Source organism: Yoonia sp. R78084 (assembly GCF_044595625.1).
Taxonomy (GTDB): domain Bacteria; phylum Pseudomonadota; class Alphaproteobacteria; order Rhodobacterales; family Rhodobacteraceae; genus Yoonia.
Genome location: NZ_CP138993.1, coordinates 3,353,945 through 3,380,109, shown reverse-complemented (window position 1 = coordinate 3,380,109; position 26,165 = coordinate 3,353,945). Strand labels below are relative to the sequence as shown.

Annotated in this window: 30 protein-coding genes; 17 read left to right on the top strand and 13 right to left on the bottom strand. The window is 58.0% G+C overall.

The window, feature by feature from the left end; translation table 11 throughout:
* The first annotated feature begins 20 nt into the window (after positions 1–20).
* Positions 21–1,052, top strand: a complete 1,032-nt coding sequence (locus SJY29_RS16965; RefSeq protein ID WP_400085250.1) for an AbrB family transcriptional regulator — start codon at positions 21–23, stop codon at positions 1,050–1,052.
* Positions 1,053–1,058: 6 nt separating this feature from the next.
* Here SJY29_RS16965 and gyrB read toward each other — a convergent pair whose 3' ends face one another.
* The 10 genes from gyrB to mutM all read right to left on the bottom strand — a co-directional run bounded on the left by gyrB (position 1,059) and on the right by mutM (position 12,178).
* Positions 1,059–3,473: a DNA topoisomerase (ATP-hydrolyzing) subunit B gene (gene gyrB / locus SJY29_RS16960; protein ID WP_400085247.1), complete on the bottom strand. Its 2,415-nt coding sequence runs from the start codon at positions 3,471–3,473 to the stop codon at positions 1,059–1,061.
* 105 nt (positions 3,474–3,578) lie between these two features.
* Positions 3,579–4,199: a LysE family translocator gene (locus SJY29_RS16955; protein ID WP_400085244.1), complete on the bottom strand. Its 621-nt coding sequence runs from the start codon at positions 4,197–4,199 to the stop codon at positions 3,579–3,581.
* Positions 4,196–4,624 carry a VOC family protein gene (locus tag SJY29_RS16950; RefSeq protein WP_400085241.1) on the bottom strand — a complete coding sequence of 143 codons (429 nt, stop codon included), beginning with the start codon at positions 4,622–4,624 and terminating at the stop codon, positions 4,196–4,198. Before SJY29_RS16950 ends, SJY29_RS16955 begins: the two co-directional genes overlap by 4 nt.
* On the bottom strand, positions 4,621–5,721 hold the full coding sequence (recF, locus tag SJY29_RS16945) for a DNA replication/repair protein RecF (RefSeq protein ID WP_400085238.1): 1,101 nt from the start codon (positions 5,719–5,721) through the stop codon (positions 4,621–4,623). The genes SJY29_RS16950 and recF overlap by 4 nt, the downstream gene beginning before the upstream one ends.
* 61 nt (positions 5,722–5,782) lie before the next feature.
* Positions 5,783–6,901, bottom strand: a complete 1,119-nt coding sequence (gene dnaN / locus SJY29_RS16940) for a DNA polymerase III subunit beta (protein ID WP_055297029.1) — start codon at positions 6,899–6,901, stop codon at positions 5,783–5,785.
* 136 nt (positions 6,902–7,037) lie between these two features.
* Entirely contained in the window at positions 7,038–8,375 is a 1,338-nt protein-coding gene (gene dnaA, locus SJY29_RS16935; protein WP_400085234.1) for a chromosomal replication initiator protein DnaA, read from the bottom strand.
* Between the two features lie 597 nt (positions 8,376–8,972).
* The gene (gene rpsT / locus SJY29_RS16930; RefSeq protein ID WP_055296927.1) at positions 8,973–9,236 is read right to left on the bottom strand and encodes a 30S ribosomal protein S20; all 264 of its coding nucleotides are present in this window, start codon (positions 9,234–9,236) and stop codon (positions 8,973–8,975) included.
* A gap of 191 nt (positions 9,237–9,427) precedes the next feature.
* Positions 9,428–10,354 carry a type IV pili methyl-accepting chemotaxis transducer N-terminal domain-containing protein gene (locus tag SJY29_RS16925; RefSeq protein ID WP_400085231.1) on the bottom strand — a complete coding sequence of 309 codons (927 nt, stop codon included), beginning with the start codon at positions 10,352–10,354 and terminating at the stop codon, positions 9,428–9,430.
* Positions 10,355–10,487: 133 nt separating this feature from the next.
* A complete protein-coding gene (locus tag SJY29_RS16920; protein WP_400085228.1) occupies positions 10,488–11,264 on the bottom strand; it encodes an enoyl-CoA hydratase in 777 nt (258 codons plus the stop codon).
* A gap of 62 nt (positions 11,265–11,326) precedes the next feature.
* Positions 11,327–12,178 (bottom strand): bifunctional DNA-formamidopyrimidine glycosylase/DNA-(apurinic or apyrimidinic site) lyase, encoded by an 852-nt coding sequence (mutM, locus tag SJY29_RS16915; RefSeq protein ID WP_400085225.1) that lies wholly within the window; start codon positions 12,176–12,178, stop codon positions 11,327–11,329.
* Positions 12,179–12,329: 151 nt separating this feature from the next.
* On the opposite strand from mutM, the gene ubiE reads away from it, so the two are divergent.
* Complete coding sequence (gene ubiE / locus SJY29_RS16910) at positions 12,330–13,082, top strand: bifunctional demethylmenaquinone methyltransferase/2-methoxy-6-polyprenyl-1,4-benzoquinol methylase UbiE (protein WP_110280636.1); 753 nt, start codon at positions 12,330–12,332, stop codon at positions 13,080–13,082.
* 1 nt (position 13,083) lies between these two features.
* On the top strand, positions 13,084–14,613 hold the full coding sequence (gene ubiB, locus SJY29_RS16905) for a 2-polyprenylphenol 6-hydroxylase (protein ID WP_400085222.1): 1,530 nt from the start codon (positions 13,084–13,086) through the stop codon (positions 14,611–14,613).
* Here the strand turns inward: ubiB and SJY29_RS16900 are convergent.
* Entirely contained in the window at positions 14,610–15,275 is a 666-nt protein-coding gene (locus SJY29_RS16900) for a flagellar hook capping FlgD N-terminal domain-containing protein (RefSeq protein ID WP_400085219.1), read from the bottom strand. The genes ubiB and SJY29_RS16900 overlap by 4 nt on opposite strands.
* A 9-nt stretch (positions 15,276–15,284) precedes the next feature.
* The gene (locus SJY29_RS16895; RefSeq protein ID WP_400085216.1) at positions 15,285–16,589 is read right to left on the bottom strand and encodes a flagellar hook-length control protein FliK; all 1,305 of its coding nucleotides are present in this window, start codon (positions 16,587–16,589) and stop codon (positions 15,285–15,287) included.
* A 104-nt stretch (positions 16,590–16,693) separates the two neighbouring features.
* On the opposite strand from SJY29_RS16895, the gene SJY29_RS16890 reads away from it, so the two are divergent.
* The 6 genes from SJY29_RS16890 to SJY29_RS16865 all read left to right on the top strand — a co-directional run bounded on the left by SJY29_RS16890 (position 16,694) and on the right by SJY29_RS16865 (position 20,741).
* Positions 16,694–16,987, top strand: a complete 294-nt coding sequence (locus SJY29_RS16890) for a rod-binding protein (protein ID WP_400085214.1) — start codon at positions 16,694–16,696, stop codon at positions 16,985–16,987.
* Positions 16,988–17,012: 25 nt separating this feature from the next.
* Positions 17,013–17,321, top strand: a complete 309-nt coding sequence (locus SJY29_RS16885) for a hypothetical protein (protein ID WP_400085211.1) — start codon at positions 17,013–17,015, stop codon at positions 17,319–17,321.
* Between the two features lie 203 nt (positions 17,322–17,524).
* A complete protein-coding gene (locus tag SJY29_RS16880; protein WP_400085208.1) occupies positions 17,525–19,063 on the top strand; it encodes a flagellin in 1,539 nt (512 codons plus the stop codon).
* A gap of 96 nt (positions 19,064–19,159) precedes the next feature.
* A complete protein-coding gene (flaF, locus tag SJY29_RS16875; RefSeq protein WP_400085205.1) occupies positions 19,160–19,534 on the top strand; it encodes a flagellar biosynthesis regulator FlaF in 375 nt (124 codons plus the stop codon).
* Positions 19,534–19,938, top strand: coding sequence for a flagellar biosynthesis repressor FlbT (gene flbT / locus SJY29_RS16870; RefSeq protein WP_400085202.1), 405 nt, complete (start codon positions 19,534–19,536; stop codon positions 19,936–19,938). The genes flaF and flbT overlap by 1 nt, the downstream gene beginning before the upstream one ends.
* Entirely contained in the window at positions 19,935–20,741 is an 807-nt protein-coding gene (locus tag SJY29_RS16865; protein ID WP_400085200.1) for a DUF1217 domain-containing protein, read from the top strand. The genes flbT and SJY29_RS16865 overlap by 4 nt, the downstream gene beginning before the upstream one ends.
* Here the strand turns inward: SJY29_RS16865 and SJY29_RS16860 are convergent.
* Entirely contained in the window at positions 20,738–22,075 is a 1,338-nt protein-coding gene (locus tag SJY29_RS16860; RefSeq protein WP_400085197.1) for a FliI/YscN family ATPase, read from the bottom strand. The two genes, SJY29_RS16865 and SJY29_RS16860, sit on opposite strands and share 4 nt — an antisense overlap.
* 86 nt (positions 22,076–22,161) lie before the next feature.
* On the opposite strand from SJY29_RS16860, the gene SJY29_RS16855 reads away from it, so the two are divergent.
* The 8 genes from SJY29_RS16855 to flgH are packed head-to-tail and all read left to right on the top strand — an operon-like array spanning position 22,162 to position 26,159.
* A complete protein-coding gene (locus SJY29_RS16855) occupies positions 22,162–22,548 on the top strand; it encodes a FlgB family protein (RefSeq protein ID WP_400085194.1) in 387 nt (128 codons plus the stop codon).
* 9 nt (positions 22,549–22,557) lie between these two features.
* Entirely contained in the window at positions 22,558–22,950 is a 393-nt protein-coding gene (flgC, locus tag SJY29_RS16850; RefSeq protein ID WP_327543090.1) for a flagellar basal body rod protein FlgC, read from the top strand.
* A gap of 10 nt (positions 22,951–22,960) precedes the next feature.
* Positions 22,961–23,242 carry a flagellar hook-basal body complex protein FliE gene (gene fliE, locus SJY29_RS16845; protein WP_400085192.1) on the top strand — a complete coding sequence of 94 codons (282 nt, stop codon included), beginning with the start codon at positions 22,961–22,963 and terminating at the stop codon, positions 23,240–23,242.
* Entirely contained in the window at positions 23,242–23,511 is a 270-nt protein-coding gene (locus SJY29_RS16840) for a flagellar biosynthetic protein FliQ (RefSeq protein ID WP_400085190.1), read from the top strand. The genes fliE and SJY29_RS16840 overlap by 1 nt, the downstream gene beginning before the upstream one ends.
* The gene (locus SJY29_RS16835; protein ID WP_400085188.1) at positions 23,511–24,227 is read left to right on the top strand and encodes a flagellar hook-basal body complex protein; all 717 of its coding nucleotides are present in this window, start codon (positions 23,511–23,513) and stop codon (positions 24,225–24,227) included. Before SJY29_RS16840 ends, SJY29_RS16835 begins: the two co-directional genes overlap by 1 nt.
* 12 nt (positions 24,228–24,239) lie before the next feature.
* A complete protein-coding gene (gene flgG, locus SJY29_RS16830; RefSeq protein WP_076660589.1) occupies positions 24,240–25,025 on the top strand; it encodes a flagellar basal-body rod protein FlgG in 786 nt (261 codons plus the stop codon).
* Complete coding sequence (gene flgA / locus SJY29_RS16825; protein ID WP_400085184.1) at positions 25,022–25,438, top strand: flagellar basal body P-ring formation chaperone FlgA; 417 nt, start codon at positions 25,022–25,024, stop codon at positions 25,436–25,438. Before flgG ends, flgA begins: the two co-directional genes overlap by 4 nt.
* Positions 25,425–26,159 (top strand): flagellar basal body L-ring protein FlgH, encoded by a 735-nt coding sequence (gene flgH, locus SJY29_RS16820; protein ID WP_400085181.1) that lies wholly within the window; start codon positions 25,425–25,427, stop codon positions 26,157–26,159. Before flgA ends, flgH begins: the two co-directional genes overlap by 14 nt.
* Positions 26,160–26,165 lie beyond the last annotated feature (6 nt).

Sequence of the window (26,165 nt, the reverse complement as noted above, 5' to 3'; positions counted from 1 at the left end):
TGCGCGCTTCGTACCCATTCATGCCGCAGTTGCTGGCGCTGACGATTGGGCTGTGCGGTGGGTTGGCTGCTTATTTTGCGGGCTTGCCCTTGCCATGGATGCTTGGGCCGATGGTGGCAAACACAGTCGCCGCGATGCTGCGGGCGCCAATCGCGGGCCCCGACAGGCTCCGCCCCTATGTGATCCCCGTGATCGGCGTGATGCTGGGGTCCGGTGTGTCGGTGGACGTGCTGGGCCTTTTGGGAAGCTGGCTGATCACTTTGCTTTTGTTGCCGCTGTTTTTGATCTGTGCAGCCGGGATTTCTTATACCGTTTACCGCAGGCTTGGCCGTTACGATCCGGTCACCGCTTTCTATTCCGCGATGCCTGGGGGGATCAACGAGATGCTGATCCTCGGTGCCGCCGCAGGCGGAGACGAGCGCCGGATCGCTTTGGCCCATGCGGCGCGCGTGTTGATTATCATCGTATTCGTGGCGTTGTTCTTTGGTTTGGTGCTGGGCGTGACAAGTGGTGGGCGCGGTGCCGCACAGTGGATCGGGCTTTATCAGATTACCGCACTGGATTACGTGATCCTTGGCATTTGCGCTGTTCTGGGCGCGCTTTTGGGCAAGTGGCTGGGTCTGCCTGCCGCACCCATTTTCGGCCCCATGATCCTGAGCGGTGTGGCCCATATCGCGGGCTGGGTGACGGTGGCGCCGCCGACGATTTTTGTGATCGCAGCGCAGGTGACGATTGGCACGATTATCGGCACACGGTTTGTCGGGGCTACTTTGCGCGAAGTCAGAACCGATATCGGGCTGTCGGCGGTCGCATCATTCCTGATGCTGGTCGCCGCGGTGGGGTTTGCGGAATTGATTGTCGTCATCAGCGGCATCCCCCTCGCGCAGGCCTTTCTGGCCTTCTCGCCCGGTGGTTTGACCGAAATGTCTTTGCTCACGCTCGCGATGGGCCAGGATGTGGCCTATGTTTCGGTGATGCATATCATCCGCATCACGATGGTTATCGCGCTGGCGCCTTTCCTGTTCACGCTGACGCGGAGCAGAAAAGGCTAGCAGTCGCTAGAAATCCAGATTTTCCACGTTCAGCGCATTGTTCTGGATAAATTCGCGGCGCGGTTCGACGACGTCGCCCATCAGCTTGGTGAACAAATCGTCCGCCTCAGCAAGATCCTCGACCTTGACCTGAAGCAGCGTACGCGCGTCAGGGTCGAGCGTCGTTTCCCAAAGCTGATCCGGGTTCATTTCGCCCAACCCTTTGTAGCGCTGATAGGACAGGCCCTTTTCGCCCTCCTCAAGGATCGCCTTGAGCAGGTCAAGCGGGCCGTGGATCGCCTGGCTGCGGTCCTTGCGGATCAGCGTGGCAGGCAGGTTGTAGACGTCCTGCAGGCTTTGCGTAAACGTACCTGTCCGCCGTGCTTCGCCACCGCGCAGCATGGGGCCGTCAAGCGTGCGCACCTCTTCGACACCGCGCAGCATACGGGCAAGCCGCATCCCGTGGTCTTGCGTGATGCGCCCTTGCCAGCCGCGTTCCCATTCCAGCGCGATCAGGTTCAGCCGTTCGGCCACGCGATCAGCCGTGCCTTGCAGGTCATTTTCCACAACTCCGGGGACAAACGCGCCAGCGATGGCGGCCTGTTCGAGAATGTGGCGCGGGTAATGCGTCGGGAAGGCTTCCAGCACACGTTTGAGCTGGCGCGCCTCTTCCACCACACGGCGCAGATCAGCACCGGCGATTTCTTCGTCGTTGCCTTGGCGGAGCATCGCCCCGTCAATGCCTTGCTCGATCAGATATTCATCCATCGCGGCCTGATCCTTGAGGTAAACCTCGGACCTGCCGCGCGAGACTTTGTAAAGCGGGGGCTGTGCGATGTAGAGATAGCCGCCTTCGATGAGCTGCGGCATCTGCCGGAAGAAGAAGGTCAGCAGCAAAGTACGGATGTGTGCGCCGTCAACGTCCGCGTCAGTCATGATGATGACTTTGTGGTAACGCAGCTTTTCGATGTTGAATTCGTCGCGGCCAATGCCGGTGCCCAGCGCCATGACAAGGTTGCCGATTTCCTGACTGCCGAGCATGCGGTCAAAACGGGCGCGTTCGACGTTCAGGATTTTACCCTTCAGCGGCAGGATTGCCTGTGTGCTGCGGTCGCGCCCTGTCTGGGCGGAACCGCCAGCCGAGTCACCCTCGACAAGGAAGACTTCGGTCTTAGAGGGGTCTTTTTCCGAGCAGTCCTTCAGCTTGGAGGCGTTGAAGTTCACGTCCATCGCCGATTTGCGGCGGATTTCGCGGGCCTTACGCGCGGCTTCGCGGGCAGCGGCAGCTTCAACGATCTTCGAGATGATCGACTTGGCCATTTGCGGGTTCTCTTCGAACCATTCGTTGAGCTTTTCACCCATCAAATTCTCGACGGCGGGGCGGACCTCCGAACTGACCAGCTTGTCTTTCGTCTGGCTGGAAAACTTTGGATCAGGGACTTTTACGGACAAAACGCAGGTCAGACCTTCGCGGGCATCATCGCCGGTCAGAGACACTTTTTCCTTCTTCGAGATCCCCGTCTCGGTGGCATATTTCGCAATGGCACGGGTGAGCGCGCCACGGAAACCGGCCAGATGGGTGCCGCCATCACGCTGAGGGATGTTATTGGTAAAAGGCAGCACCATTTCGTTGTAGCTGTCGTTCCACCACATCGCTACTTCGACGCCGATGTCATCGCGTTCACCAGTCACATAGATGGGTTCTTCCATCAGAGGGGTCTTGGAACGATCGAGGTATTTGACAAATTCCTTGACGCCGCCCTCATAAAACAGATCCGCCTTGAGCGGTTCGGCGGGGCGCAGGTCCTCAAGGATGATCCGCACGCCGGAGTTCAGAAACGCCAGCTCGCGCAGACGCTTTTCCAGAATGCTGAATTCAAAGTCACGGTTGCTGAAGGTGTCGGTCGAGGCAAGGAACGTCACCTCGGTGCCTTTGCGCCCGTTTGCGTCACCCACAACGCGCAGGTGTTCGGTGGTAAAGCCGCCTTCGAAGCGTGCATAGTGTTCTTTGCCATCGCGCCAGATGCGCAGCTCAAGGAAATCCGAAAGCGCATTCACAACCGACACGCCCACTCCGTGCAGACCGCCCGACACCTTATAGGAGTTCTGGTCGAATTTGCCGCCCGCATGCAACTGGGTCATAATGACCTCTGCGGCGGAAACACCCTCGCCCTCGTGGATGCCTACAGGAATCCCGCGCCCGTTGTCGCCCACAGTGACCGATCCGTCGGCGTTGATTTTCACATAGACATGGTCGGCATGACCGGCCAGCGCCTCGTCAATCCCGTTGTCGACGACCTCATAAACCATATGGTGCAGACCCGAGCCATCATCGGTATCGCCGATATACATGCCCGGGCGCTTGCGCACCGCCTCTAAGCCCTTGAGAACTTTGATGGAATCTGCGCCGTAGTCTTCTTGTTGTTGGGGCTCATTGGCCATGTCGGAAATCCTGTATTCTTCTGCCCAAAATATACGCTTTTGGGGGGCGTTTGTCACGCAAATGGCACAATATTTTGTGGTTTTTGCGGTCCGGCGCTCACGGGCTCAGGTCAGCCCGATGACAACGCCCACACCGATCAAAAGACAGCCCGCGATGATATTCATCCGGCGCACTGCAGCGGGTGATTTCAGCACTCCGCGTACGCGATCCACAGAGGCGGCCAGAACCAGATTTCCGACCAAGGGAACCATGAAACTGAGCGTACAGATCGCAACCATATCAAACGGTGTGACCCTGCTCAGATCAAAGAAACCGGGCAGGATACCCATATAGAAGAGCGCCGCCTTGGGGTTGCCAACGATGACGGCGACACCGGCCAGAAACCCTGCCCATCTGCCCGGCCGCATCAGCCTGCTGTTGGCATCCAGCCCATGGTCGGCGTTGCGGATCAATGCCGCGCCCATTAGCATGAAGACAAGCACCGCGACGTATTTCAGAAAATCCATGAAGCCAGCAAATTCCGACACCAGCCATGCCACCCCCAATACCGCGACCAGCGGCCAGAGGATATCACCAATGGCCACACCAATGGCGAGCGGCCAGGCCGCCTGAAACCCGCCCGACAGTGACCGTGCGAGCAACGCGACCCATACGGGACCGGGTGTCATGAACAAGATGATCAGCGCTCCTGCATAGAGCAGGAGTTCGTAGGCCGAGATTGTCATGCGGTGTCCAATGTCAGGCTTCCATCGGCGTTCAGGGTCCAGAACGGGTTTTGCGCAACTTCCCAGACGTGACCGTCAGGGTCCGCGTAGTAGCCCGAGTAGCCGCCCCAAAAGACCTTTTCTGGCGCCTTGAGTGGGGTTGCCCCTGCTGCAAGGGCGGTGGCATAGGCGGCATCGACATCTGCATCAGTGGTGAAATTCTGCGCCAGCGTGACGGCACCGGTGCCCAGTTTTGCATCAGGCCGCCCCTGATCTTTCGCCAAAGGAGCAAGACCAAAAAGACCAAGCACCATGCCGTTGATCTGATAGAACACAACTTCCCCTTCGTCATTGGTCGGGGTCCAGCCGAGAGCCGCGTAGAAGGCTTTGGAACGGTCCAGATCCGCCACCCCGAGGGTGATCAATGTGACGCGTTGTGGTGTCATGGTGCATCCCTTTGCGTGACGGTAGATTGTCCGTCTACCTCAGTGATTTCCGCGTATTGCGCGCGCGCGCCGAGTTCGGTGAAAAGTTCAGGCCCTGTGCCGGTCATGAAAGCCTGTGCGCCGAGGCTGCAGATCTCATCATAGAGCGCTGCGCGGCGGCCTGCGTCAAGATGGGCTGCGACCTCATCCAACAACAGGATGGGTGGCGCACCGAAATCGCGGGCAAGCGCGCGGCCATTGGCAAGGATCAGGCTGATCAGAAGCGCCTTTTGCTCACCGGTCGAGCAATCCTTGGCAGGCACGCCCTTGTCGGCAAAGACAGCGTCCAGATCTGCGCGGTGCGGCCCGATCAGCGTGCGGCCTGCCGCCATGTCGCGGGCGCGGTTGTCGGAGAGTGCGGCTTGCAGGTCGTCCGGCACTGGCTCGGGTGACGTGAGCGCGAGCGTGGCCGTGGGAAAGGCCGTGGTGGCGGAGGCTTGCGCCGTGGTCAGTGCGTCAATTGCATCAAGGCGATTGCGCTGGATGGTGGCGCCCGCCTCGGCCATTTGCGCCTCGATCGCGGTATACCAATGGGCATCGCGCACCATGTCTTTGAGCAGGCGATTGCGTTCGCGCATGGCCTTTTCATAGGTCAACACGGCCTCTGCATGGGTCGGCTCGAAACTGAGCGTCGCACGATCAAGAAAGCGCCTGCGTCCTTCGGCACCTTCGATCCAGAGCCGGTCCATCGCAGGCACCAGCCAGAGAACGCGCCCGATCCGTCCAAGGGCCGTTTGCGGCGCGGCCTTGCCGTCAATCCGGAGTTGGCGGGGGTTGCCGGCCTCGGCCCATGTTTCGACCTCGTGGGTTTGGTGGAGGGATTGCAGGATGCCGGTGATCTTCCAGCCCAGGGCCTCGGGACGGCGCGCGAGGTCCTCGGCCCCTGCGCGGCGCAGGCCACGCCCCGGCGAAAGGAGCGAGATGGCTTCAATGATGTTGGTCTTGCCTGCACCATTGGGACCAAATATCGCCATGGGGCGCGGATCAAGCGAAAGCGACGCGCGTTTATGCGAGCGGAAATGCGAAAGCGTCAGCTCTTGCAGGGCGAGCGTAGTCACAAGCGGTTGTCAGGATTTTGCAAAATCCTGCCTCCAAAATTTTCAAAAATTTTGGGGCCCGTCACACGCGCATCGGCATGACGACATAGACCGCCGAGGTGTCGTTGCCTTCACGCATCAGTGTCGGATCGCCCGCTGTGTTGAACATGAACACCGCGTTTTCGCGGTCTACCTGGCTTGCGATTTCCAGCAGGTATTTCGCGTTGAACCCGATTTCCAACCGCTCATCGCTATAGGCCACTGCAAGCTCTTCTTCGGCGGCACCGCTGTCAGGCGCGTTCACGGAAAGGATCAAACGGTCCTCATCGAGTGACAGCTTCACCGCGCGCGACCGCTCGGATGATACAGTCGCCACGCGGTCCACGGCGCGGGCAAATTCGCTGGCATCCACTTCAAGCTTGCGGGTATTTCCTTGCGGGATCACGCGGGTGTAATCGGGGAACGTCCCGTCGATCACCTTGGAGGTCAGCGTGATATCCGGTGTCGCAAAGCGCACTTTGGTTTCCGACACGGATACCGCAATCTGCATATCGTCATCATCAAGCAACTTGCGCAATTCGCCCACGGTCTTGCGTGGCACGATCACGCCGGCCATTTCGGCTGCACCAGCGGGAAGGTCGGCGTCGATCCGGGCAAGACGGTGGCCGTCGGTCGCAACACACCGCAGCACTTTGCCGCCTTCGCTATCGGCGACATGCATATAGACACCATTGAGGTAATAGCGGGTTTCCTCGGTCGAGATTGCGAATTTGGATTTGTCGAAAAGGCGGCGCAGCACGGGTGCTGGTGCCGAAAAATTGGCGGCATAGTCGGACGATGCCATCACAGGGAAATCTTCTTTCGGCAATGTCGCCAGAGAGAAGTTCGACCGCCCTGCCTCAATGCTCAACCGCCCGGATGCGCCGTCTTCGGTCAGCGTGACCAAAGCCCCATCAGGCAGTTTGCGCACAATTTCATTCAGGGTGACCGCAGCAACTGTTGTCGCCCCTGCGCGTTCCACCTTGGCAGGCGCGCGGTCGACAATCTCGATGTCGAGATCGGTCGCGCGGAACTGGACAGTGTCACCTTCCGCTTCGATCAGGACGTTGGCCAAAATCGGGATCGTATTGCGCCGCTCGACCACGGACTGGGCTTGCGCCACAGCCTTAAGAAGCACCGCACGTTCAATGCTGAATTTCATATCCCAATCTCCGCATATCTTGGCATCCGACGCCATCGGGACGCAAAATGTACTCTATTTTGCGCCACCCTCAAGCGTTTTCTGGACTGTTGACGATGGGGGTGTCCACGTCAAGCTTCGGGCCTGTTTTGCAGGCTTATTCCTGCAGCGCGCGGCGCAAGAGTTCCAGATCATCGGCGATCTGGCTATCCAGCGCCTTGAGCTCTTCGATCCGCTTGACCCCGTGCATGACCGTTGTGTGATCACGCCCGCCAAAACGCCGCCCGATCTCAGGCAGTGAGCGGCTGGTCATCTGCTTGGCCAGATACATCGCGATCTGGCGTGGGCGGGCATAATTGCGCACGCGCTTGGGGCCGATCATGTCGGACAGTCGGATGTTGTAATGCTCGGACACTTTGCGCTGGATCTCTTCGACCGTCACCTTGCGGTCCGACGCCTTGAGCACGTCAGACAGGCAATCCTGTGTCAGGTCCAGCGTAATTTCGCGGCCCACAAGCGACGCGAAGGCGAAAAGACGTGTCAGCGCGCCTTCCAGAACGCGCACATTGGTTGAAATACGGTGCGCGAGGAATTCCAGAACACCATCAGCGATCTGAAGTTCGGGGTATTGGGCGGAGTAGACCTCGACCTTGGACTGCAGAATGCCAAGGCGAAGTTCGTAATCTGTCGGGTGCAGGTCCACCACAAGACCACATTGCAGGCGGGATTTGATCCGCTCTTCAAGGTCCTTGATCTCGCCCGGTGCGCGATCGGCAGAAATGATGATCTGTTTCTGACCATCAACCAGCGCGTTGAAGGTGTGAAAGAATTCTTCCTGCGTGCTGTCCTTGCCGCCGATAAACTGCACATCATCCACCATCAGCACATCGACCGAACGGAAAAGCTGTTTGAAGTCCATCATCTTGCGTTCGCGCAATGCGGTGATGAAGCGGTACATGAACTGCTCGGCAGAGAGATAAAGCACGTTCAATTCCGGCGAACGCAGCTTCAATTCATGCGCGATCGCATGCATCAGGTGGGTTTTGCCCAGCCCGACGCCGCCATAAAGAAACAGCGGGTTGAATGTAACAGGGCCACCTTCAGCGACGCGGCGGGCGGCCGCATGGGCCAATTCGTTTGGTTTGCCGACGACAAAGGTGTCAAACGTGAACCGGCTATCAAGAGGCGCACCTGATCCGGCTTCGGGTTCGGCGGCTTTTCTGGCCGTTTTGGGTTTGGCTGTCGGGCGCATTTGCGACGGGACACGGAATTGCAGGCGCTGGACCTCTTGGCCCAGATTATTCATGTGATACAGGATCTGATCACCGAAGTTCTGTGAAACATAGTTCCCGATAAAATTCGTGGGCACATCAAATACGGCCACGCCATCTACAAGTTCTTTGAATTCGAGCGGTTCAATCCAGCTGGAATAACTGTTCTTCCCCAGTGCACTTTTCAGAGCAGCCAAAACCGTCGCCCAAATTTCGTTCGTCATTTTATGCCTTTGTCCCACATTCGCAGCTACCACGTGAGACGCGAAAATCGCGCCTGCGCCACAACACCCAGGACAAAAAAGGTCACCCAGATCAAGTTGCCCAACTTGATCCCCAGCGCCTTTTACCCAAAACCATAGACCGAGACGAAAACCGGCATCGCAAGGATGCAGACAGACGCCAAACGGCAGCTCAACGGGCCATGAACAGCGACCAGAAACCAAAGAGCAGACCTTGGCCCTGACGCAGACACAAAATGACACGGGTTTGCAGTTTGCACTGCAATCTCCACGGCACCTTAGCATGAAATTTGCGTTCTGGTTCGGTGAAAAAACCCGTCAACAACGATGTTTTATCACCCGATCAGTTGCAAATTCCCTCATGTCCCCCCGGAACGATGTGAATCGCTGGGACAAGGTAGCAAGGGGTTTGGGGCCGCTTCAACATAACATCGCGCTTGACTCATAGAATGTCAGAAAAGAATCTCTCGGCCCTTTGAAATGTCTCATTTTCTGCGCAGACAGACCACAGTGGAACAAAAAAAGCGCGCCCTGTTTGGACGCGCTTGAATTTCTTATTTTTTGCCGATTACGGCAGAATCAACCGACAGATTTGACGCGTGCTGCCAGACGGGACATTTTGCGCGACGCGGTGTTCTTGTGCATGACACCTTTGGTGACACCGCGCATCAGTTCTGGCTGAGCTGCCTTCAGAGCCGCTGCTGCGGCCTTTGGATCGCCGGATGCAATCGCTTCTTCAACAGCACGCAGATATGTACGGATGCGTGAGCGACGCATCTTGTTGACTGCAAAGCGTGCTGCGTTCTGACGGGCGCGTTTTTTCGCCTGAGGTGAGTTTGCCATGTGTTCGTTTCCTAGCTGGGCCTTGATCGGGCCAAATTGAATATCATTCGCGCATCAAGCCCAAGCCCCGGGTTTTCGAACCGGTGATTCTGGCCAAAGCGGGCCTCACGCGCATGTATGGCGCTGCGTTTAAGCGAGACAACACAGCGTTTCAACCCCTAATTACAAGGCAACGATCCCGACTGGACCGGTTAGAAGGCCACTTTTGAATGGTCCTGATAAAGATAGAGCAAATCAAGCAAGACCACTTTCTCGTTAATCAGGTTGTAGTAGAGATCAAATCGCTGTTGATCGGTAATCTCTTCATCCACGGCAACGAGATTGAGCACCGGCTGATTTTGCACCCAGACACTGCCAATCTCTTCCAGCTTGTCCGCGATCCCGGGTGTCTGCGGAGGTAGAATGCTCATCTGCGGCAATCCATTGCGCAGGGCGCTTAACGTACCGTTGTAGGCCTGGATCGTCTGCTTGAGTTCATCAGCGATTGTCTGGTCCATCCCTTCCGACCAGAGCAGGCAGGCCTGAAGTGCCATTTGCTGGTTCAAAGTCACCAGACGGCCCGCGAGTTGAATGAACATGATATCCCGCGCCTGGATTTCGGCCGAGCTCGAATACTGTGCGTCCAGCATTGTCGCCAATTGATATGTCTGCTCGCGAAGGTCATCCGATGCTTGCGTGAGGATCAAGGCCGCGTCTTTGTCGGTTGGCGTTTCCAAGAGCCGTCTTGCCGCCTGTTGTGCAGGGGCCCAAGTCGCGCGCAGTTGTTCAATTTCGGCAATTGTCTTGCGGCGTGTTTCAGGTGTTTCGATCCCCCAAAAGATATCACCCTCCAAGAGCGCGTTCAGCACTTCTTCCACCTGCGCATCGCCAACAGCAAGGAGCTCTGCCGCATCCTCGACATTGACCTGATTGTGCAGGTGGCAAGCCGCAGCAGGCACAGCCTGCGTCCATGACAACAGCACTTGAGCCGCTGTAAGACGGTTCGCAACGCCCGTGTCCTGAATGATGGACTGCGCACTGCCTGCGGATTGAAAGGAAGAGTCAGCGTAAAGGCCGCCGACCGGCATGATCATGGCACCCGTCAGGAAGACGGAAGCCAGCAAAGAAGAATATCGCATAATTTTGGCCGCTTTAGTTGTTTCGCGCCACCACCCGCGGCCCGATCTACGCAACCTGCGGCCGATGGTCCATGACCTAAATCAAGTGCGCGGATTGCAGACACGACTGCCGCGTGGATTTGAAGGTCCAGGTCTACTTATCGCGGAATTGCGCTTCACGTTTTTCGGTAAAGGCCGCCATGCCCTCGGCTTGGTCCTCGGTTGCGAAGAGCGACTGGAACAGCCGCCGCTCATAATTCAGACCTTCGGCAAGTGTCGTTTCATAGGCACGATCTACAGCATCTTTTGCTGCCATCGTCGCAATCTGGGATTTCTCGGCAATCTTTTCTGCAGCTGCTTTCGCTTCGCTCAGCAATTTCTTGGCGGGGACAACACGGCTCACAAGACCGCTGCGCTCGGCCTCTTCGGCGTCCATGAAGCGGCCTGTCAGATGCATGTCCATCGACTTGGATTTGCCCACATAGCGGGTCAGGCGCTGTGTGCCGCCGATCCCCGCAATCACACCAAGGTTGATTTCGGGCTGGCCGAATTTGGCATTGTCCGCCGCGATAATGAAATCGCACATCATCGCCAGCTCGCATCCGCCACCCAGCGCGTAGCCTGCAACAGCGGCGATGATCGGTTTGCGGGTGCGATTGAAGCGGTCGGTTTCATTCTCGAAGAAGCGCTTGGTGTACATCTCGACAAATGTCTTGTCGGCCATCTCGGCGATATCGGCACCTGCAGCAAAAGCCTTCTCGGATCCGATGATCACGATGCAGCGGACCTTTTCACTGGCGTCGGCGTCTTCCAGCGCCGTGCAGAGTTCGCCCAGCAAGGCGCTGTTCAACGCATTCATCGCTTCGGGTCGGTTCAGCGTGATCGTTGCGACACTGTCGCTGATATCTACGATGATCTTGTCAAAGGCCATTCTGCTCATCCTGTTGCGCCGGTCAGAGCCCAAGGCTTAGCAAAGCGCGCGGGCGGATCAAGTTATCTTTGGCATTGCGGACAAAAGAAAGATGATCTTCCGGACTGTACGATTCGGGTGATTGTCTTGCCACATCCGTGGGTTACGCAGGGTTTATCCGCGCGGTCATAGACCTGAAAAACATGCTGGAAATATCCCAACTCACCATCGGATTGCCGGTAATCGCGCAGGGATGACCCGCCTGCGGCGATTGCTTCGGACAAGACATCGCGGATCAGCGGTACCAAAGAGGCGACACGCGCAGCACTGATACGCCCCGCCTTGCGCGCAGGATGGATACCGGCGCGAAACAGCACTTCGCAGACATAAATGTTGCCAAGCCCCGACACGATCCGCTGATCCAGCAGCGCCGATTTGATCGGTGTATTGCGCCCTTTCAGGCGGTCGATCAGATAGGTTTCGTTGAAGGCATTGCCCAAGGGTTCCGGCCCCAGATCGCGGATCAGCCAGTGATCTTCCTGGCGCGCTGTCTCCATCAGGTCCATCGCGCCAAAACGGCGGGCATCATTGAACGTAATGCGCGCGCCGTTTTCCATGTGGAACACAACATGATCATGTTTGGCGGGTGCCGGATGCGGGTGGTGGAATTCACCGATCATCTGCCCCGATACCAACATGCGCCCCGACATGCCAAGGTGGATCAAGAGCGTTTCAGCACTTGCAAGATCAACCAGGATATACTTCGAGCGCCGCCGCAGACCCAGTACCCGCTGCCCCGTCAACCGCTCGGCCATCCGTTCGGGAAACGGCCAGCGCAGATCGGGCCGGTTCACCTCGGCACGCGCGATCACACTGCCCTCCATCACGGGGGCGATGCCGGCTTTGACGGTTTCGACTTCGGGCAATTCGGGCATTTTGCGTCATCTGTTTTTGCTGTGGCCCACTACATAGGCATTGCTGCGCCCCTTGTCGTCCCCATTCGTGCGCCGTGGCACATTGACAGTTTGTCTATTTCGTCGCTTGGGTATAACCCCTTGCGGGACAGTATTCAGGCGAAAGCATGACATGACCGACAAGGCAGACAATACCACACACTTCGGGTTCGAAACCGTCCGCGAGGATGAAAAAGCAGGCCGCGTGCAAGGCGTGTTCTCATCCGTGGCGAGCAAGTACGACATTATGAATGATGTGATGTCGGGTGGTGTGCACCGGATCTGGAAAGATGCGATGATGGATTGGCTGGCCCCGCGACCCGGACAGCGGCTTTTGGATGTGGCTGGCGGGACCGGTGACATCTCGTTCCGCTTCCTGAAACGTGCGGGGCGTGGTCACTCAACCGTGCTCGACATTACCGAATCCATGCTTGTCGAGGGCCGCAAACGGGCCGAGGCTGCACAGATGTCGGACAGTCTTGATTGGGTTGTGGGCGATGCGATGGCCCTGCCGTTCGAGGCGAATACCTTTGACGTCTACACCATCAGCTTTGGCATCCGGAACGTGACCCGCCCGCAAGAGGCGCTGAACGAGGCCTACCGCGTCCTGAAGCCCGGTGGCCGTTTGATGGTGTTGGAGTTCAGCCAGTTGCCCAACCCGATGATGCAGGCCGCATATGACGCCTATTCGTTTAACGTGATCCCGCGTATGGGCCAGATGATTGCGGGGGATCGTGACAGCTACCAGTATCTGGTCGAATCCATCCGCAAATTCCCCGATCAGGAAACTTTCCTCGGGATGGTGCGTGAAGCAGGTTTCGGCAACGCGAAATATCGCAACCTGACAATGGGCGTTGCGGCGCTGCATTCGGGATGGAAGCTCTAGCATGCGCGGCCCTCACAATATCATCCGCCTGATCCGCACAGGTGCCACATTCGAACGCACGGGTGCGATGAAAGTTGTGCTGGATGCGTTCGATGCGGGGCCATTGCTGCGCATTACGTTCCGGACATTGGTCTGGCCGTTTCAGTGGCTTGGCTACAAAGGCGATGTGTCGATGCCGCCCGCAGTGCGTGCGCTGCAAGCGCTGGGTCCGGCCTATATTAAATTCGGTCAAATCCTGTCGACCCGCCCCGATGTGGTGGGTGACGAACTCGCAGTGCAACTGCGGGTTCTACAGGATAAATTGCCGCCGTTTTCCATGGCAGAGGCAAAAAAGGCGATCCAATCCGAGCTGGGTACCAGTTTTGATAAACTCTTTTCGACCTTCTCTGAACCGGTCGCTGCTGCCTCGCTCGCCCAGGTGCACAAGGCCCATCTGGCCGACACGGGCGAGGCTGTCGCGGTGAAAATCCTGCGTCCCGGGATTGAGCGCGCGTTCCGGACCGACATTGATGCGTTCTACTTTGCTGCGCGTGCGATCGAGTTCTTGTCGCCCGCGTCGCGCCGTCTGCGCCCGATGGATGTGATCACCCATTTCGAAGGCGTGGTCATGGGCGAATTGGACCTGCGATTGGAAAGCTCGGCCGCCGCGGAATTTGCCGCGAATACCGAAAACGATACGGGTTTTCAGGTGCCCAAGGTGCATTGGCATCTGTCGGGGCGCCGCGTGATGACAATGGAATGGGCCGAAGGCACGAACATCGGGATGAACGAAGCGCTGGATGCCGCAGGGCATGATCGCGTCGTTTTGGCCACGCGTGTCCTGCAGCTCTTCCTGAACCATGCGCTGCGCGACGGCTACTTTCACGGCGACATGCACCAAGGCAACCTGAAGGTCGCCGCAAACGGGGATATCATTGCCTATGATTTCGGCATCATGGGGCGGATCGATGAATATACCCGCCGCGTCTATGCCGAGATCCTGTTCGGCTTTATCCGTAAGGACTACCAGCGGGTCGCAGAGGTCCATTTCGAAGCGGGCTATGTGCCTGCAAACCGCGATGTTGACGAATTCGCCCGCGCACTGCGCGCTGTTGGCGAGCCGATTTTCGGCATGGACGCGAGCCGCATTTCGATGGCGCGCCTGCTGAGTTATCTGTTTGAAGTCACCGAGCGGTTCGGCATGGAAACCCGCACCGAGCTGATCTTGTTGCAACGCACAATGGTGGTGGTCGAGGGTGTCGCCCGATCACTTGATCCGCGGATGAACATCTGGCACGTCGCAAAACCCATCGTCGAAGACTACATCAAGGAAAGCATCGGCCCGAAGGCCTTGATGCGTGATCTGGCAAAGACCGCGCGTATTCTGTCGCGCTTTGGCCCGCAGTTGCCAAAGCTTGCCGAAGACGCGCTGATCCGTCTGAACAATCCGCCACCGCCGCCAAAACCGCAGCGCCGCATTGCGCGGTTGTCGTGGATGGCGCTTGGCGCGGTTCTGGCAAGTGGCGCTATATGGGGCATCTCTCTGCTCTAGAGGTTCGCGTCACGGAGCGCTGTGACCTGATCACTCGCCACGGTAATTCCCCCCGTCAGGACCAGCATGGTCACACCGCCCTCAAGCCGCACCTCGTTCACGGTATGATAGCTTGCGACGGGGTTCTGGGCGATCACCTGACCGTTGGATATTGACTGGATTTCGAACTGATAAACCCCTGCAGGCATCGGCGTACCGTCAGGGCCGACACCCGCCCATTGCACCGTCTCGGCACCTGGCGGGACAGCCTGCCTCTGCACCTCTTCGCCTGCAGCATTGCGCACGACAAGCTCTGCGCTGTCAGCGGCCACGGTTCTTGTCGCCAGTAGTGTCATTGGCTGGCCGTCAAAATAGGCAGGCCCCTCTGTGCGCACCTCTTTGCCGACCAGTGCCGCCATTTCAACCAGCCCACCTGTTGTCATCTGGCTGCTGAGGGACCGCAACAAATCATTCGTCAGCACCGCCTGTTCAACCCCCGAGAAGGTTGCCAGCTGCGTCGCATAGTCTGTCGAATTGATTGGGTTCAGCGGGTCTTGATACTGCATTTGCGCCGTCAGCATCTTCAAGAAGGTTTCAAAATCAGAACTGATCTGCGTCGCGGCATTGGCCACGCCTGCGTTGGGGGTTGTCCCACCGGTTTGGGTGAGTTGCGTGATATCCATGTTTGCTCCTTAAATGCGCAGATCGAGGCCACCCACAGCAGGTGGTGGCGAGGCTTGGGTGATCGGAACGGTGTCTAGTATCTGTTGCTCGACAGGTTGCTCGTCCGGCCTCGCCTCAGGGCGCGCCTGCCCCTTTTGGTCGCCAAAAGAGAACGAAATTGAGTTATACCCAAGCTGACGGAACTCCTGCGCAAGGATATCAATGTGCCGCCGCAACAGCTCCTGAGTTTCGGGGCGATCAGCTAGCAGGCTCACCGTGATAACACCATCAGCCGCAGAAAGGCTTAGTTTTACCCGCCCCAGTTCTTCCGGGTTAAGCGCAATTTCCGTTGTCTTGCCGTTGCTATTCGTGACAGCCACCGCTAACTGCGCGGCCACATGGCGTGCAGTTTCTGGTGTGGCAGCGGCCGCCCCAGAGGCCGGAGTACCAGTGACCGCAGTGTGCCGTTCGGCAGGCATCGCCGACAAAATACTATCCACATCAGCCGGTTTAGACGCCTTTTCAACCATCTCACGCTGCGGATGAGCAGCGATTTGCGCCATGGCCACGGCAGGTGGCTGTGCCGCAGACACATGTGCTGCCGCACTCGGGGGTAGCTGTACCGTTGCCCGCGGTGGCATGGCATCCTCGCGTACAGGACGTGGCCGTTCATCGGCAGTATGAAACCGGGGGTTTCGCACATATTTGGCCTGACCTTCGAAATCTGCCCTGGGTTTGTCTGAAATCGACGGTGGTGACACAGGTGGCGGCGCGTCCACCTTCGTTGTCTCGACCGGTTTCGGCTGCAGTGGTTGTGTAGACGGCACCTCAGCACGCACCTTAACCGGCAAACGCCCTTCGACCACAGACTGTGCCACAGTCGCGCCTGTTGATTTGCCTTCCCGCGCGACCGGAGCGGTCTGATCGGGCCGCTTTTCTGTTGCGCCCTCGCGCGCAGGCGGCGGCACGTTCGGGCCCTGACGCCGCAACATCTGGGTTTTATCCTCTGCTGGTCCGGATAGTGCGGCTACACCTTCGCTATCAACCTTTGCTGCGGGCACAGGTAAAGCGATCGGCGTTTCGGCCTTGGCCACAACGTCTTTTGTCACCACAGGCAGAGCGACCGCATCGTCCGGTAGCAGCTCTGGATCAGCAGCAAACGCCACACCCATTCCCCCATCCGCCGCGTCACCATGTATGTCATCACCCGCCGGTGCGGTCGCGGCCATCATTTCGTCGAATGTCGTGACATCGGCGCTAGCGGCCCCCACGGCAGGCACCGGCGGGGTCTGTGCGGTCGTCGCTGCCGACTGGGAAAGGATCAAGGGAATCATCGGTTCTCCGATTGCGTCTGTTCGATCTTCTGTTTGACGCAAAAAACTTACTGAATGTTTAGGAAGGTCGGTCAAGTTGCGCGAACCACCAACCGGAGAATCCGATGACAATGATCACTGATCTGCCACCGCCACGCCCCGCGCCCGCCCTGCCGGACTATATAAACAACGACGCAAAGCTGCGTGACGCCGCCCAAAAGATGGAGGCGACATTTCTGGCGGAAATGCTGAAATCCGCAGGTGTCGGGACGCCGCGCGAAACATTCGGCGGCGGCGCTGGCGAAGAGCATTTCGCTTCTTTCCTGCTAGAGGCGCAGGCCGAGGAAATGGTGAAAGCAGGGGGAATCGGACTAGCCGAAGCGCTTTTCGAGGCCATGAAAGTCCGGAACTTTGTTTAATACAGTCGTTTCTCAATTGCATCAGGTGCTGGACCAGGAACGCCAGGCGCTGATTTCCGCGGATTACGACGCGTTGGCCACCTTCGTTTCGCAAAAGGAGGCATTGTTGTCACAGCTGGAAAAAACAATTCCGGCTAAGGAAGAGTTGCGGCCCCTGCGCCAAAAGATGGACGAGAACCTTGGTCTTCTGGCGGCCGCGATCAAAGGCGTCGCTGCCGCGAGCGCGCGTCTTTCAGCGCTTCAGAACGTGAAAAGCGGTTTGAGTGTTTATGACAACGCAGGCCGTCTTGAACATGTCCGCACCCACAACCCAGCCCTCGAGAAGAAGGCCTGATTTCAGTCAAATTCTCTTTATTTGGACGGGCCGAGTTAAGAGGTTGTTCAGCCTGCGCTAGATATTCATCCGGCATCGCCACAAAGGCGCACCGGTACGAAGTGACCGGTGAATTCCGTCAGAATGACGCATCGCGCCGCAGTAAATTTGCGGAGTTTCCAACCAACCCGGTGCAAAGCGCCATACATAAAGGACCGTGAATTATGTCCAGTATTTTGACCAACAACAGCGCAATGGTTGCGCTGCAAACGCTCAAGTCGATCAACAACGATCTCTCCAAAACACAATCAATGATCTCAACCGGTAAAGATGTCGCTTCGGCCAAGGACAATTCGGCCGTTTGGGCGATTTCCAAGGTGATGGAATCAGACGTCAAAGGCTTTAAAGCCATCTCTGAGAGCCTGTCTTTGGGTGAATCCTCTGTCGCAGTTGCCCGCAACGGGGCGGAAACGGTGACAGACCTGCTCAACAACATGAAAGAAAAAATCGTTGCAGCGCAGGGCGAGAACGTCGATCGCACAAAACTCCAGTCGGATGTAAAGGCGATCTCTGACCAGATCGCATCGGTGGTTGGTGCGGCGCAGTTCAACGGGTTGAACATGTTGTCCGGCACGCAAAGCGTGAATATTCTGTCCTCACTGGATCGTTCCAGCGATGGCACGGTCGCACCGTCCAACATCACAGTCGACCGCCAAGACCTGAGCACCGATGCAGGTGTTTACGGGACCGGGGCAACGCTGGCTGACAACGTGACAACCACACTTGGGGGCAACCTTGCCGCTGACGGGACCGGCGACGCATTCTCGAATGGTGCAAACATTCTGGAAGCAACAGTTGCAGGTACAATTGTTGCCGGCCAAACCTATAACTTCCAGATCGCGGGCGAAACCGTCAGCTTTACAACCACGACGACAGCCACCGATGACTTGGCGGCCGGCTTGACTGCCGCGATCAACGCAGCAGGCATTGAAGACATCACAGCAGATGTAACCGCATCAGTGATTTCGATCAGCTCGACCTCGAAGTTCGATGACGTCGAAGTTAATACAAGCGGCAACGGTGCTGCGACTTTTGCCCTCCAGGCAAATGGCGTGACAGCGGCGGCCGCAACAACAAATACGCAGACGATCAACGCCCGCGCGTCCGAGCTCGCGTTTTCAACGACGGCAGGTGTTTCCGAAGGTGACAGCTACCGCGCGAGCATTGGTGGCGTAAGCTATGACTATATCGCAGGTCCGAACGAGACCTTCGAAGATGTCGCGCGTGGTTTGAAGACTGTCATTGACGGTGCGGGTATTGAAAATATCTCGACACGCGTGACGCAGGATGAAGCAACGGGCGCATGGATCCTGCAAATCGACAATGATGGCGCCGCTCAGACCCTCACAGACGATGGTGCTGCGGGTGGTACAGCAACTGGTGGGCTCGTTGGGCTGGATAAACTGGACGTGACGACAGATGAAGGCGTGGCTGCGGCCCTTGCCAACATCGAAACATATATCGACACAACAATTGATGCCGCTGCATCTTTTGGTTCCAGCCAGGGCCGGATCGAAACACAGTCAGACTTTATCTCGAAACTGACAGATTCGCTCCGGTCCGGAATCGGTGCGCTGGTTGATGCGGATATGGAAGAAACATCCGCACGTCTGCAGGCCTTGCAGGTCCAACAGCAGTTGGGTGTGCAGTCGCTCTCGATTGCGAACCAGGCCCCCCAGACCATCCTGTCTTTGTTCCGGTAAAATCGAGCGGTGGCGCCATAACACTGGCGCCACCCTTATCCTTATGGCCACGATAAAATCGGGCCTCGTCCACATTGCGCCGGAAAGGACCCACGCGTGAACGTTATTGAACAAGCCCAGCTGGGCTATGCCCCCACACAATTTGCCATCCGCACGACACGCTCAGTCGAGGCACAACTGATTACACAGATTACGTCACGCCTCCAAAAGCTGCGCAACGCCAGTCGCCAGGATTTCCCGAAACTGATGGCCGCCCTGCATGACAACCGCCGCATGTGGAACACGATGGCGATTGACGTGGCTGACAAGGGCAATGCCCTTCCAAAGGAATTGCGCGCCCAGATCTTCTATCTCGCTGAGTTTACCGACCAGCACACCCAGCAGATTCTTCGCAAAAAAGCCGATATTGCTGCACTCATTGATATCAACATGGCTGTACTCCGCGGCCTCAACGGGCAGGAGCGGGCTTGATGTCGGGCCTTGTGCTCAAATTGAACCCAAGAGAGCGGGTTTTGGTGAATGGTGCCGTCATTGAAAACGGCGACCGTCGGAGCAGGCTATCGATCCTGACGCCGAACGCGAATATCTTGCGCCTGCGCGATGCGATCCGCCCGGATGAGGTCAACACACCTGTGCGCCGGGTCTGTTACATCGCACAGCTCGTGTTGTCTGGTGATGTGGATGAGGAAGATGCGAAACTGCAGATCCTGCGCGGAATCGAGCAATTGAGCCAAGCGCTCCGTGATGATGATAGCCGCACCCATCTTGATCATGCGACCGAGGCGGTTGGCCGCCTGGATTTCTACCGTGCTCTCAAATCACTGCGCAATCTTCTCCAACGTGAGGCACGTCTTTTGGGGACAGCCCCACAATGAGTTTTCAACCTGTCCTCCCCCTGACGGGCTATGTTGGCTGGCGTTTTTTGGAAAGGACTGCCCAGGCGCAAGAGACCGCTTTTGCCGAAAGCCGGCCGATCCAGCGCGCGACAGATTACTTTCGTGAAAACATCGGGTCGGTCCGCACCGCGGCCGATCTGGTCAATGATCGCCAGCTCCTGGCAGTCGCTCTTGGTGCCTTCGGCCTGGATGATGACATTAACAACCGTGCTTTTATCCAGAAAATCCTCGAGGATGGCACCACGGCAGATGACGCACTTGCCAATCGTCTGGCCGACAACCGCTATGCCGACTTCAGCCGCGCGTTCGGCTTTGGTGATAGTGCCATACCGAACACAGTATTGAGCAGTTTCGCCGGTGATATCGCCCAGCGTTTCGAAAGCCAGCAATTCGCCCGCGCGATCGGCGAGCAGAACAACGACCTGCGTCTGGCACGCAATGTAAGGTCCGGCCTTGCGGATGTGCTTGATCGCACGACAACCAACAATGGCCAGTGGTTTGCGATCATGGGAAACGCCCCGCTGCGATCTGTTTTTCAAACCGCACTCGGGCTGCCTGACAGCATTTCGAGCATTGATATCGACAGGCAACGTGAGATTTTCCAAGAGCGCGCCAAGTCAGTGCTCGGAACAGATGATTTGTCCCAGATTGCAACCCCCGCAGAAGAGGAAAAGCTGATCCGCCTGTTTCTGATCCGTGCAGAGGCCAATGCCATCGCATCCACCTCGGCGGGGGCGACAGCATTGGCATTGCTGCAATCGGTGCCGCGGATCATCCGCTAAGGTGTATCAGACCGCATCGGCGACGCCGTGATCGCCTGCCGCAGCTTGGCGAAATGCGCCAGCGTACCGCGTCCGTCCTTGATCTTCTGGAACTCTTCCAGCGCTGGTGCCGTCGCAATTGCCGCATCCAGCGCAGGGTCTGATCCCGCCACATAGAGCCCTGCCTGCACCATCATTTCAGAGCGTGCATAGGTCCCCAAAAGCGACCGTGCCTTCGCAATAATCTCATTCTCTTTGTCGTTCGCCGCCGCGGGCAAGGCACGTGATACCGACCTGACCACATCGACAGCAGGAAAACGCCCGCGTTCGGCAACCGTGCGGTCCAGCACAATGTGCCCGTCCAGAACGCCGCGCAGCATATCCGCCACCGGCTCTTCCATATCCGAACCTGCGACCAGAACAGAGAAGATGGCAGTAATATCGCCCGCATCCCCAACACCGGGCCCGGCGCGTTCGCAAAGCCGCGCAATCGCAGGGCCGGTCGAGGCGGGGTATCCGCGCAAATTGGCGTTTTCGCCGCTCGCGACAGCCAGTTCGCGATGGGCCTCGCAGAACCGGGTTACCGAATCGACCAACAGCAGAACATGCTGGCCAGCGTCGCGAAAGTATTCGGCTACAGCCATTGCCGAGAGCGCACAGCGCCGCCGCACCTGTGGACCTGTGTCCGAGGTGGCCGCCACGACAACGGCGCGCCTCATACCTTCCAGTCCCAGCACTTCTTGCACGAAGTGCCCGACCTCACGCCCGCGTTCACCAACGAGTGCGATAACGATGACATCGGCCTCAACCCCGCGCGCGAGGTCTGCCAGCAAGGTTGATTTACCCACACCGGAGCCTGCGAAAAGTCCGATCCGCTGGCCACGCACCAAAGGTAGCAGCGTGTTGAAAACCGCCAAACCCGTTTCCAACCGTGCGCCCAGTGGTCGCCGCTGATGGGACGCAGGCGGTGTCGCGTTCAGATCACAACCCTGCAAACCAGGCAGCAAAGGCCGCCCGTCAAGCGGCTGACCGTTGGGGTCAATAACACGCCCGATCCACCCCCCATGCGGTGCGAGTTGTGGTGCAGGAGAAAACACCACCGGATCGTTGATCGACACGCCATCGGTCGTGCCATCGAGCATCAGATCTGCGCCGCTTTCATCAAGCTTCACGACTTCGCCATACCGCCGTTTCCCCTTGCTCTGAATGACGCCACGGTCACCGACGCGGAGATCGTGCGCTGCACGCGCGCAGCGGACGGTGCCGGAGGAGACGCCGATCACATGCCCCGCTTTGTGTATTTGTGCGCAGGTTTCAATCGCCCGGCACATCTGATCGAGAAGGTTTTCCTGCATTAAGGTTGTCCATTCAAATGCCACACACTTCTTTTTAAGGAATCACCCTTAATCCTTCGTTGAAACCAACCGAGGGAGAATCCCCGATGTACAATTCACTGGATCTTTTCCAGACAGCGGGCGCCATGGCGCGTCACGCAGGTGCCAGACAGGCTGTCGTTGCGCGCAATATCGCTAACGCAGACACGCCTGACTTTCAGGCGCAGTCAATCGCTGCTTTCAAGGATGTCTATGCTGGGTCTGCCACAACGGCGATGCGCGCCACCCGCGCCGGGCATATTGGTGGCCAGATCGGACAACCCGCAACGGATCTGCGGCAAACCGTGGTCGGCGAACCCTCACCCAACGGCAACAGCGTATCCATTGAAGACGAAATGCTACGCGCCGTTGAAGTGAGCCGTGAACACAACCGCGCCCTGACCATCTACCGCCACGCGATGACGGTCCTGCGCACAAGTCTTGGCAGAGGATAAGGGGGTAGAATGACTGATTTCAGTGATGCCATTTCCGTTGCAACCAGCGGGATGAAGGCACAGGCCAGCCGTTTGCGTCATGTGTCCGAGAATATTGCCAATACCGACACGCCCGGTTACCGGCGCAAAGCGATAACCTTTGAAGAGATGGTCAATCTGGGCCGCACTACCGGTGAAGTTGCGGTTGGCGAGGTCCGGCTGGACCGATCCGAGCTGAGCCGGATTTATGACCCTGCCCACCCCATGGCCGACGCGGCAGGATATTACCAAGGCTCAAACGTCAATCTGCTGATTGAAATCGCCGACGCGCGTGAAGCGCAGCGCAGCTATGAAGCCAACCTCAAAATGTTCGATCAGGTGCGACAGATGTCGACAGCCCTGATGGATCTCTTGCGTAGATAAGGAAAATACCATGGATATCAGTGCACTCGTCGCCCAGAACTATGCCGCGAGCAAATCCGTCACCGCCCCCGAGACAGGCGGCGCCGGTGCCGCCTTTGGTGCTGCTGCGGAAAGCTTTCTTGCGACCATGCAGGCAAGCGAAAACACCGCAATGCAGGCGATGACCAGCGGGGCCGATCCCCATGCGCTGGTCGAGGCCTTGGCACAAACCGAACTGGCCGTGCAAACGGCAGTAACGGTGCGTGACCGCGTGGTCGAAGCCTATCAGGAAATCCTGCGGATGCCTGTCTGATGAGCGATGCGCTTTTCTATGACACCTTGCGACAGGGGCTTTGGGTGACATTTGTCATCTCTGTGCCGATCCTTGCCGTGGCACTGGCCTCGGGGTTGATTGTGGGACTGTTTCAGGCGCTGACATCCATTCAGGAAATGACGCTTACCTTTGTGCCAAAACTGGCAGCAATCGTCGTCACCTTCTGGATCACCATGGCGTTCATGACAGAGGCCCTTGTCGCACTGTTTCAAACAACGCTGATCCCGATCATTTCAGGGGGCTTTTGATGGATAATGCGTCATATACCGCGCTGACGCGGCAGGCGGGCCTGCTGCAAGAAATGCAATTGCTGGCCAACAACATCGCCAACGCATCGACCACGGGTTTTCGGGCCGAGGGCATCTTGTTTGCCGAACATATCAAAGCGCTGGGGCCAGACGCCCCGTCCCTGTCAATGGCGAGCGCCGGAGTGCGCAACACAGTGATGACGCAAGGCACATTGGCGCAAACCGGCGGCACCTTCGATCTGGCGATCGAAGGCGACGGGTTCTTTCTGGTCGAAACGCCGGATGGTCCGCGCCTGACACGGGCCGGCGCCTTTGGACCCGACGCGAACGGGACGCTTGTGACACCAGAGGGCCATGCCGTTCTGGATGCAGGCGGCGCGCCCGTTTTTGTCCCTCAGGGGCTGGGCCCTGTGGGCATTGGCGCTGACGGCATCATCAGCGCGGGCGGGCAACCTGTCGGGCAGATAGGATTGGTTCTGCCAATTGATCCGACACAAATGGTGCGCGAAGGCAGCGTGCTGTTCGACGCGCAGGGCGGATTTGAACAGGCCGTCGATGGCCGCGTGCTGCAAGGGTTTCTGGAGGGCTCAAACGTGAACCCGATACTTCAGGTCGGTCGGATGATCGAAGTCCAGCGCGCCTATGAGTTGGGCCAAAGTTTTCTCGACAAAGAAGATGAACGCATCCGCAGCGTCATTCAGGCCATTCGCACATAAAGGAGACGATTGATGCGCGCACTACAGATTGCAGCGGCAGGCATGACTGCCCAGCAAATGCGGGTTGAAGTGATTTCAAACAACCTCGCGAATATGAACACCACGGGGTATAATGCACGACGGGCGGAATTCGCGGACCTGCATTATCAACAAGTGGCCCGCCCCGGCACGATCAATGCCTCTGACGGCACAGTCCTGCCCACCGGCGTGCAGCTTGGGCTGGGCGTCCGGGCAAGCGCGGTTTCGGTGATGCTCAGCCAAGGCGCGCTGGGGGCCACAGGTGGCGATCTCGACCTTGCGATTGAGGGCGACGGTTATCTGGAAGTGACTCTGCCGTCCGGTGCGTCGGCCTATACGCGCGATGGCGCGCTGAAGCTTACAGGCGACGGTCTGATTGTGACGTCAGATGGGTATCCCGTTGTTCCCGATCTGACGATCCCGCGCGATACAAGGTCGATCTCGATCAATGCCGATGGCGAGGTTTATGGCTATTTCATTGATGAAATCCAGCCGCAACTCTTGGGCCAATTCAGCTTGGCAGGCTTTACCAACCCAAAGGGACTTGAGGCGATTGGATCAAACCTGTTTCTGGAAACCCCCGCATCAGGCCCTTCGGTCGTTGCGGCACCGGGTGAGGACGGATTGGGCGTCTTGCGTCAGGGCTATCTTGAGGACAGTTCGGTCGATCCCGTGCGCGAAGTCACCGACCTGATCGAGGCACAGCGCGGGTATGAGCTCAATTCCAAGGTTATCACCGCCGCCGACCAGATGCTGAGTGCGATGGTGCAGTTGCGGTGATCCGGCTGGCTTTCATATCCGCGATGATCGCAGCTCCTGTAGCGGCCGAGACCGTGGTCGCAACCCGCACGATCCCCGCGCAAACGGTGATTTCGGCAGACGATATCCGCATTGTCGGTGATCCGACCGGCGCGGCACTGCAAGAGGCGCAAAACATGATTGGCATGGAGGCACGCGTGGCCCTTTTTGCAAACCGGCCCATCCAGTCCGGCAACATCGGCCCGCCTGCTGTTGTCGAGCGCAATGAAATCATCCCGCTGTTGTTTGAAAGGAACGGTCTGACGATCTCGACCGATGGCAGGGCGCTAGGGCGGGCCGGGCCCGGTGATGTCATTCGGGTGATGAACCTTGGGTCGCGCACAACAGTTACGGCGCGGATCGGCAGTGATGGGGTGGCATATGTCCAAAGGTAAATTGACAGCAGCACTTCTTGCAGTGCTGATCACGGGCTGCGGCAGCAGCGATATCGGCCAACCCCCACGGTTTTCACCCTCGGCCGAAAACACCGAGCGCGCGGCCATTCTGAACCCCGCCATGCCAATGCCGGTTTCGGCACGGGTTCTGGGGCCATCATCGAATGCCTCACTCTGGACCGGTGCACGCGGATCGCTGCTCGGTGATCGCCGTGCAATGCAACGCGGCGATATCATGACGGTCGTTATTGAAATTGATGACCGTGCGGAAATCTCGAATTCGAGCGATCGGTCGCGCTCGGCGTCGCAACAAGCGGGCGTGCCCCAGCTCTTGGGTATCCCGCAGCGGCTTGATCCGCGCCTGCCAGAGGGGGCGTCATCTGCGGCACTCGTGGATCTGAATTCACAAAGTTCCGCGTCAGGCGACGGCACGGTGCGCCGCAACGAAAGGCTGACCTTAAGGGTTGCTGTCACGGTCACGGACGTCTTGCCAAACGGCGTATTGGCGATTGTGGGCCAGCAAGAGGTGAGGGTGAATTTCGAACTGCGCGAACTGATCGTGACGGGCTATGTGCGCCCCGAAGACATCACCCGACAAAACGAGATTACTTACGATAAAATCGCCTCGGCAAGGATTTCCTACGGGGGGCGCGGCCAGATCACGGACATGCAACAACCCCGCCTTGGACATCAGCTGCTTGAATCGATCCTGCCATTCTAACAAAGG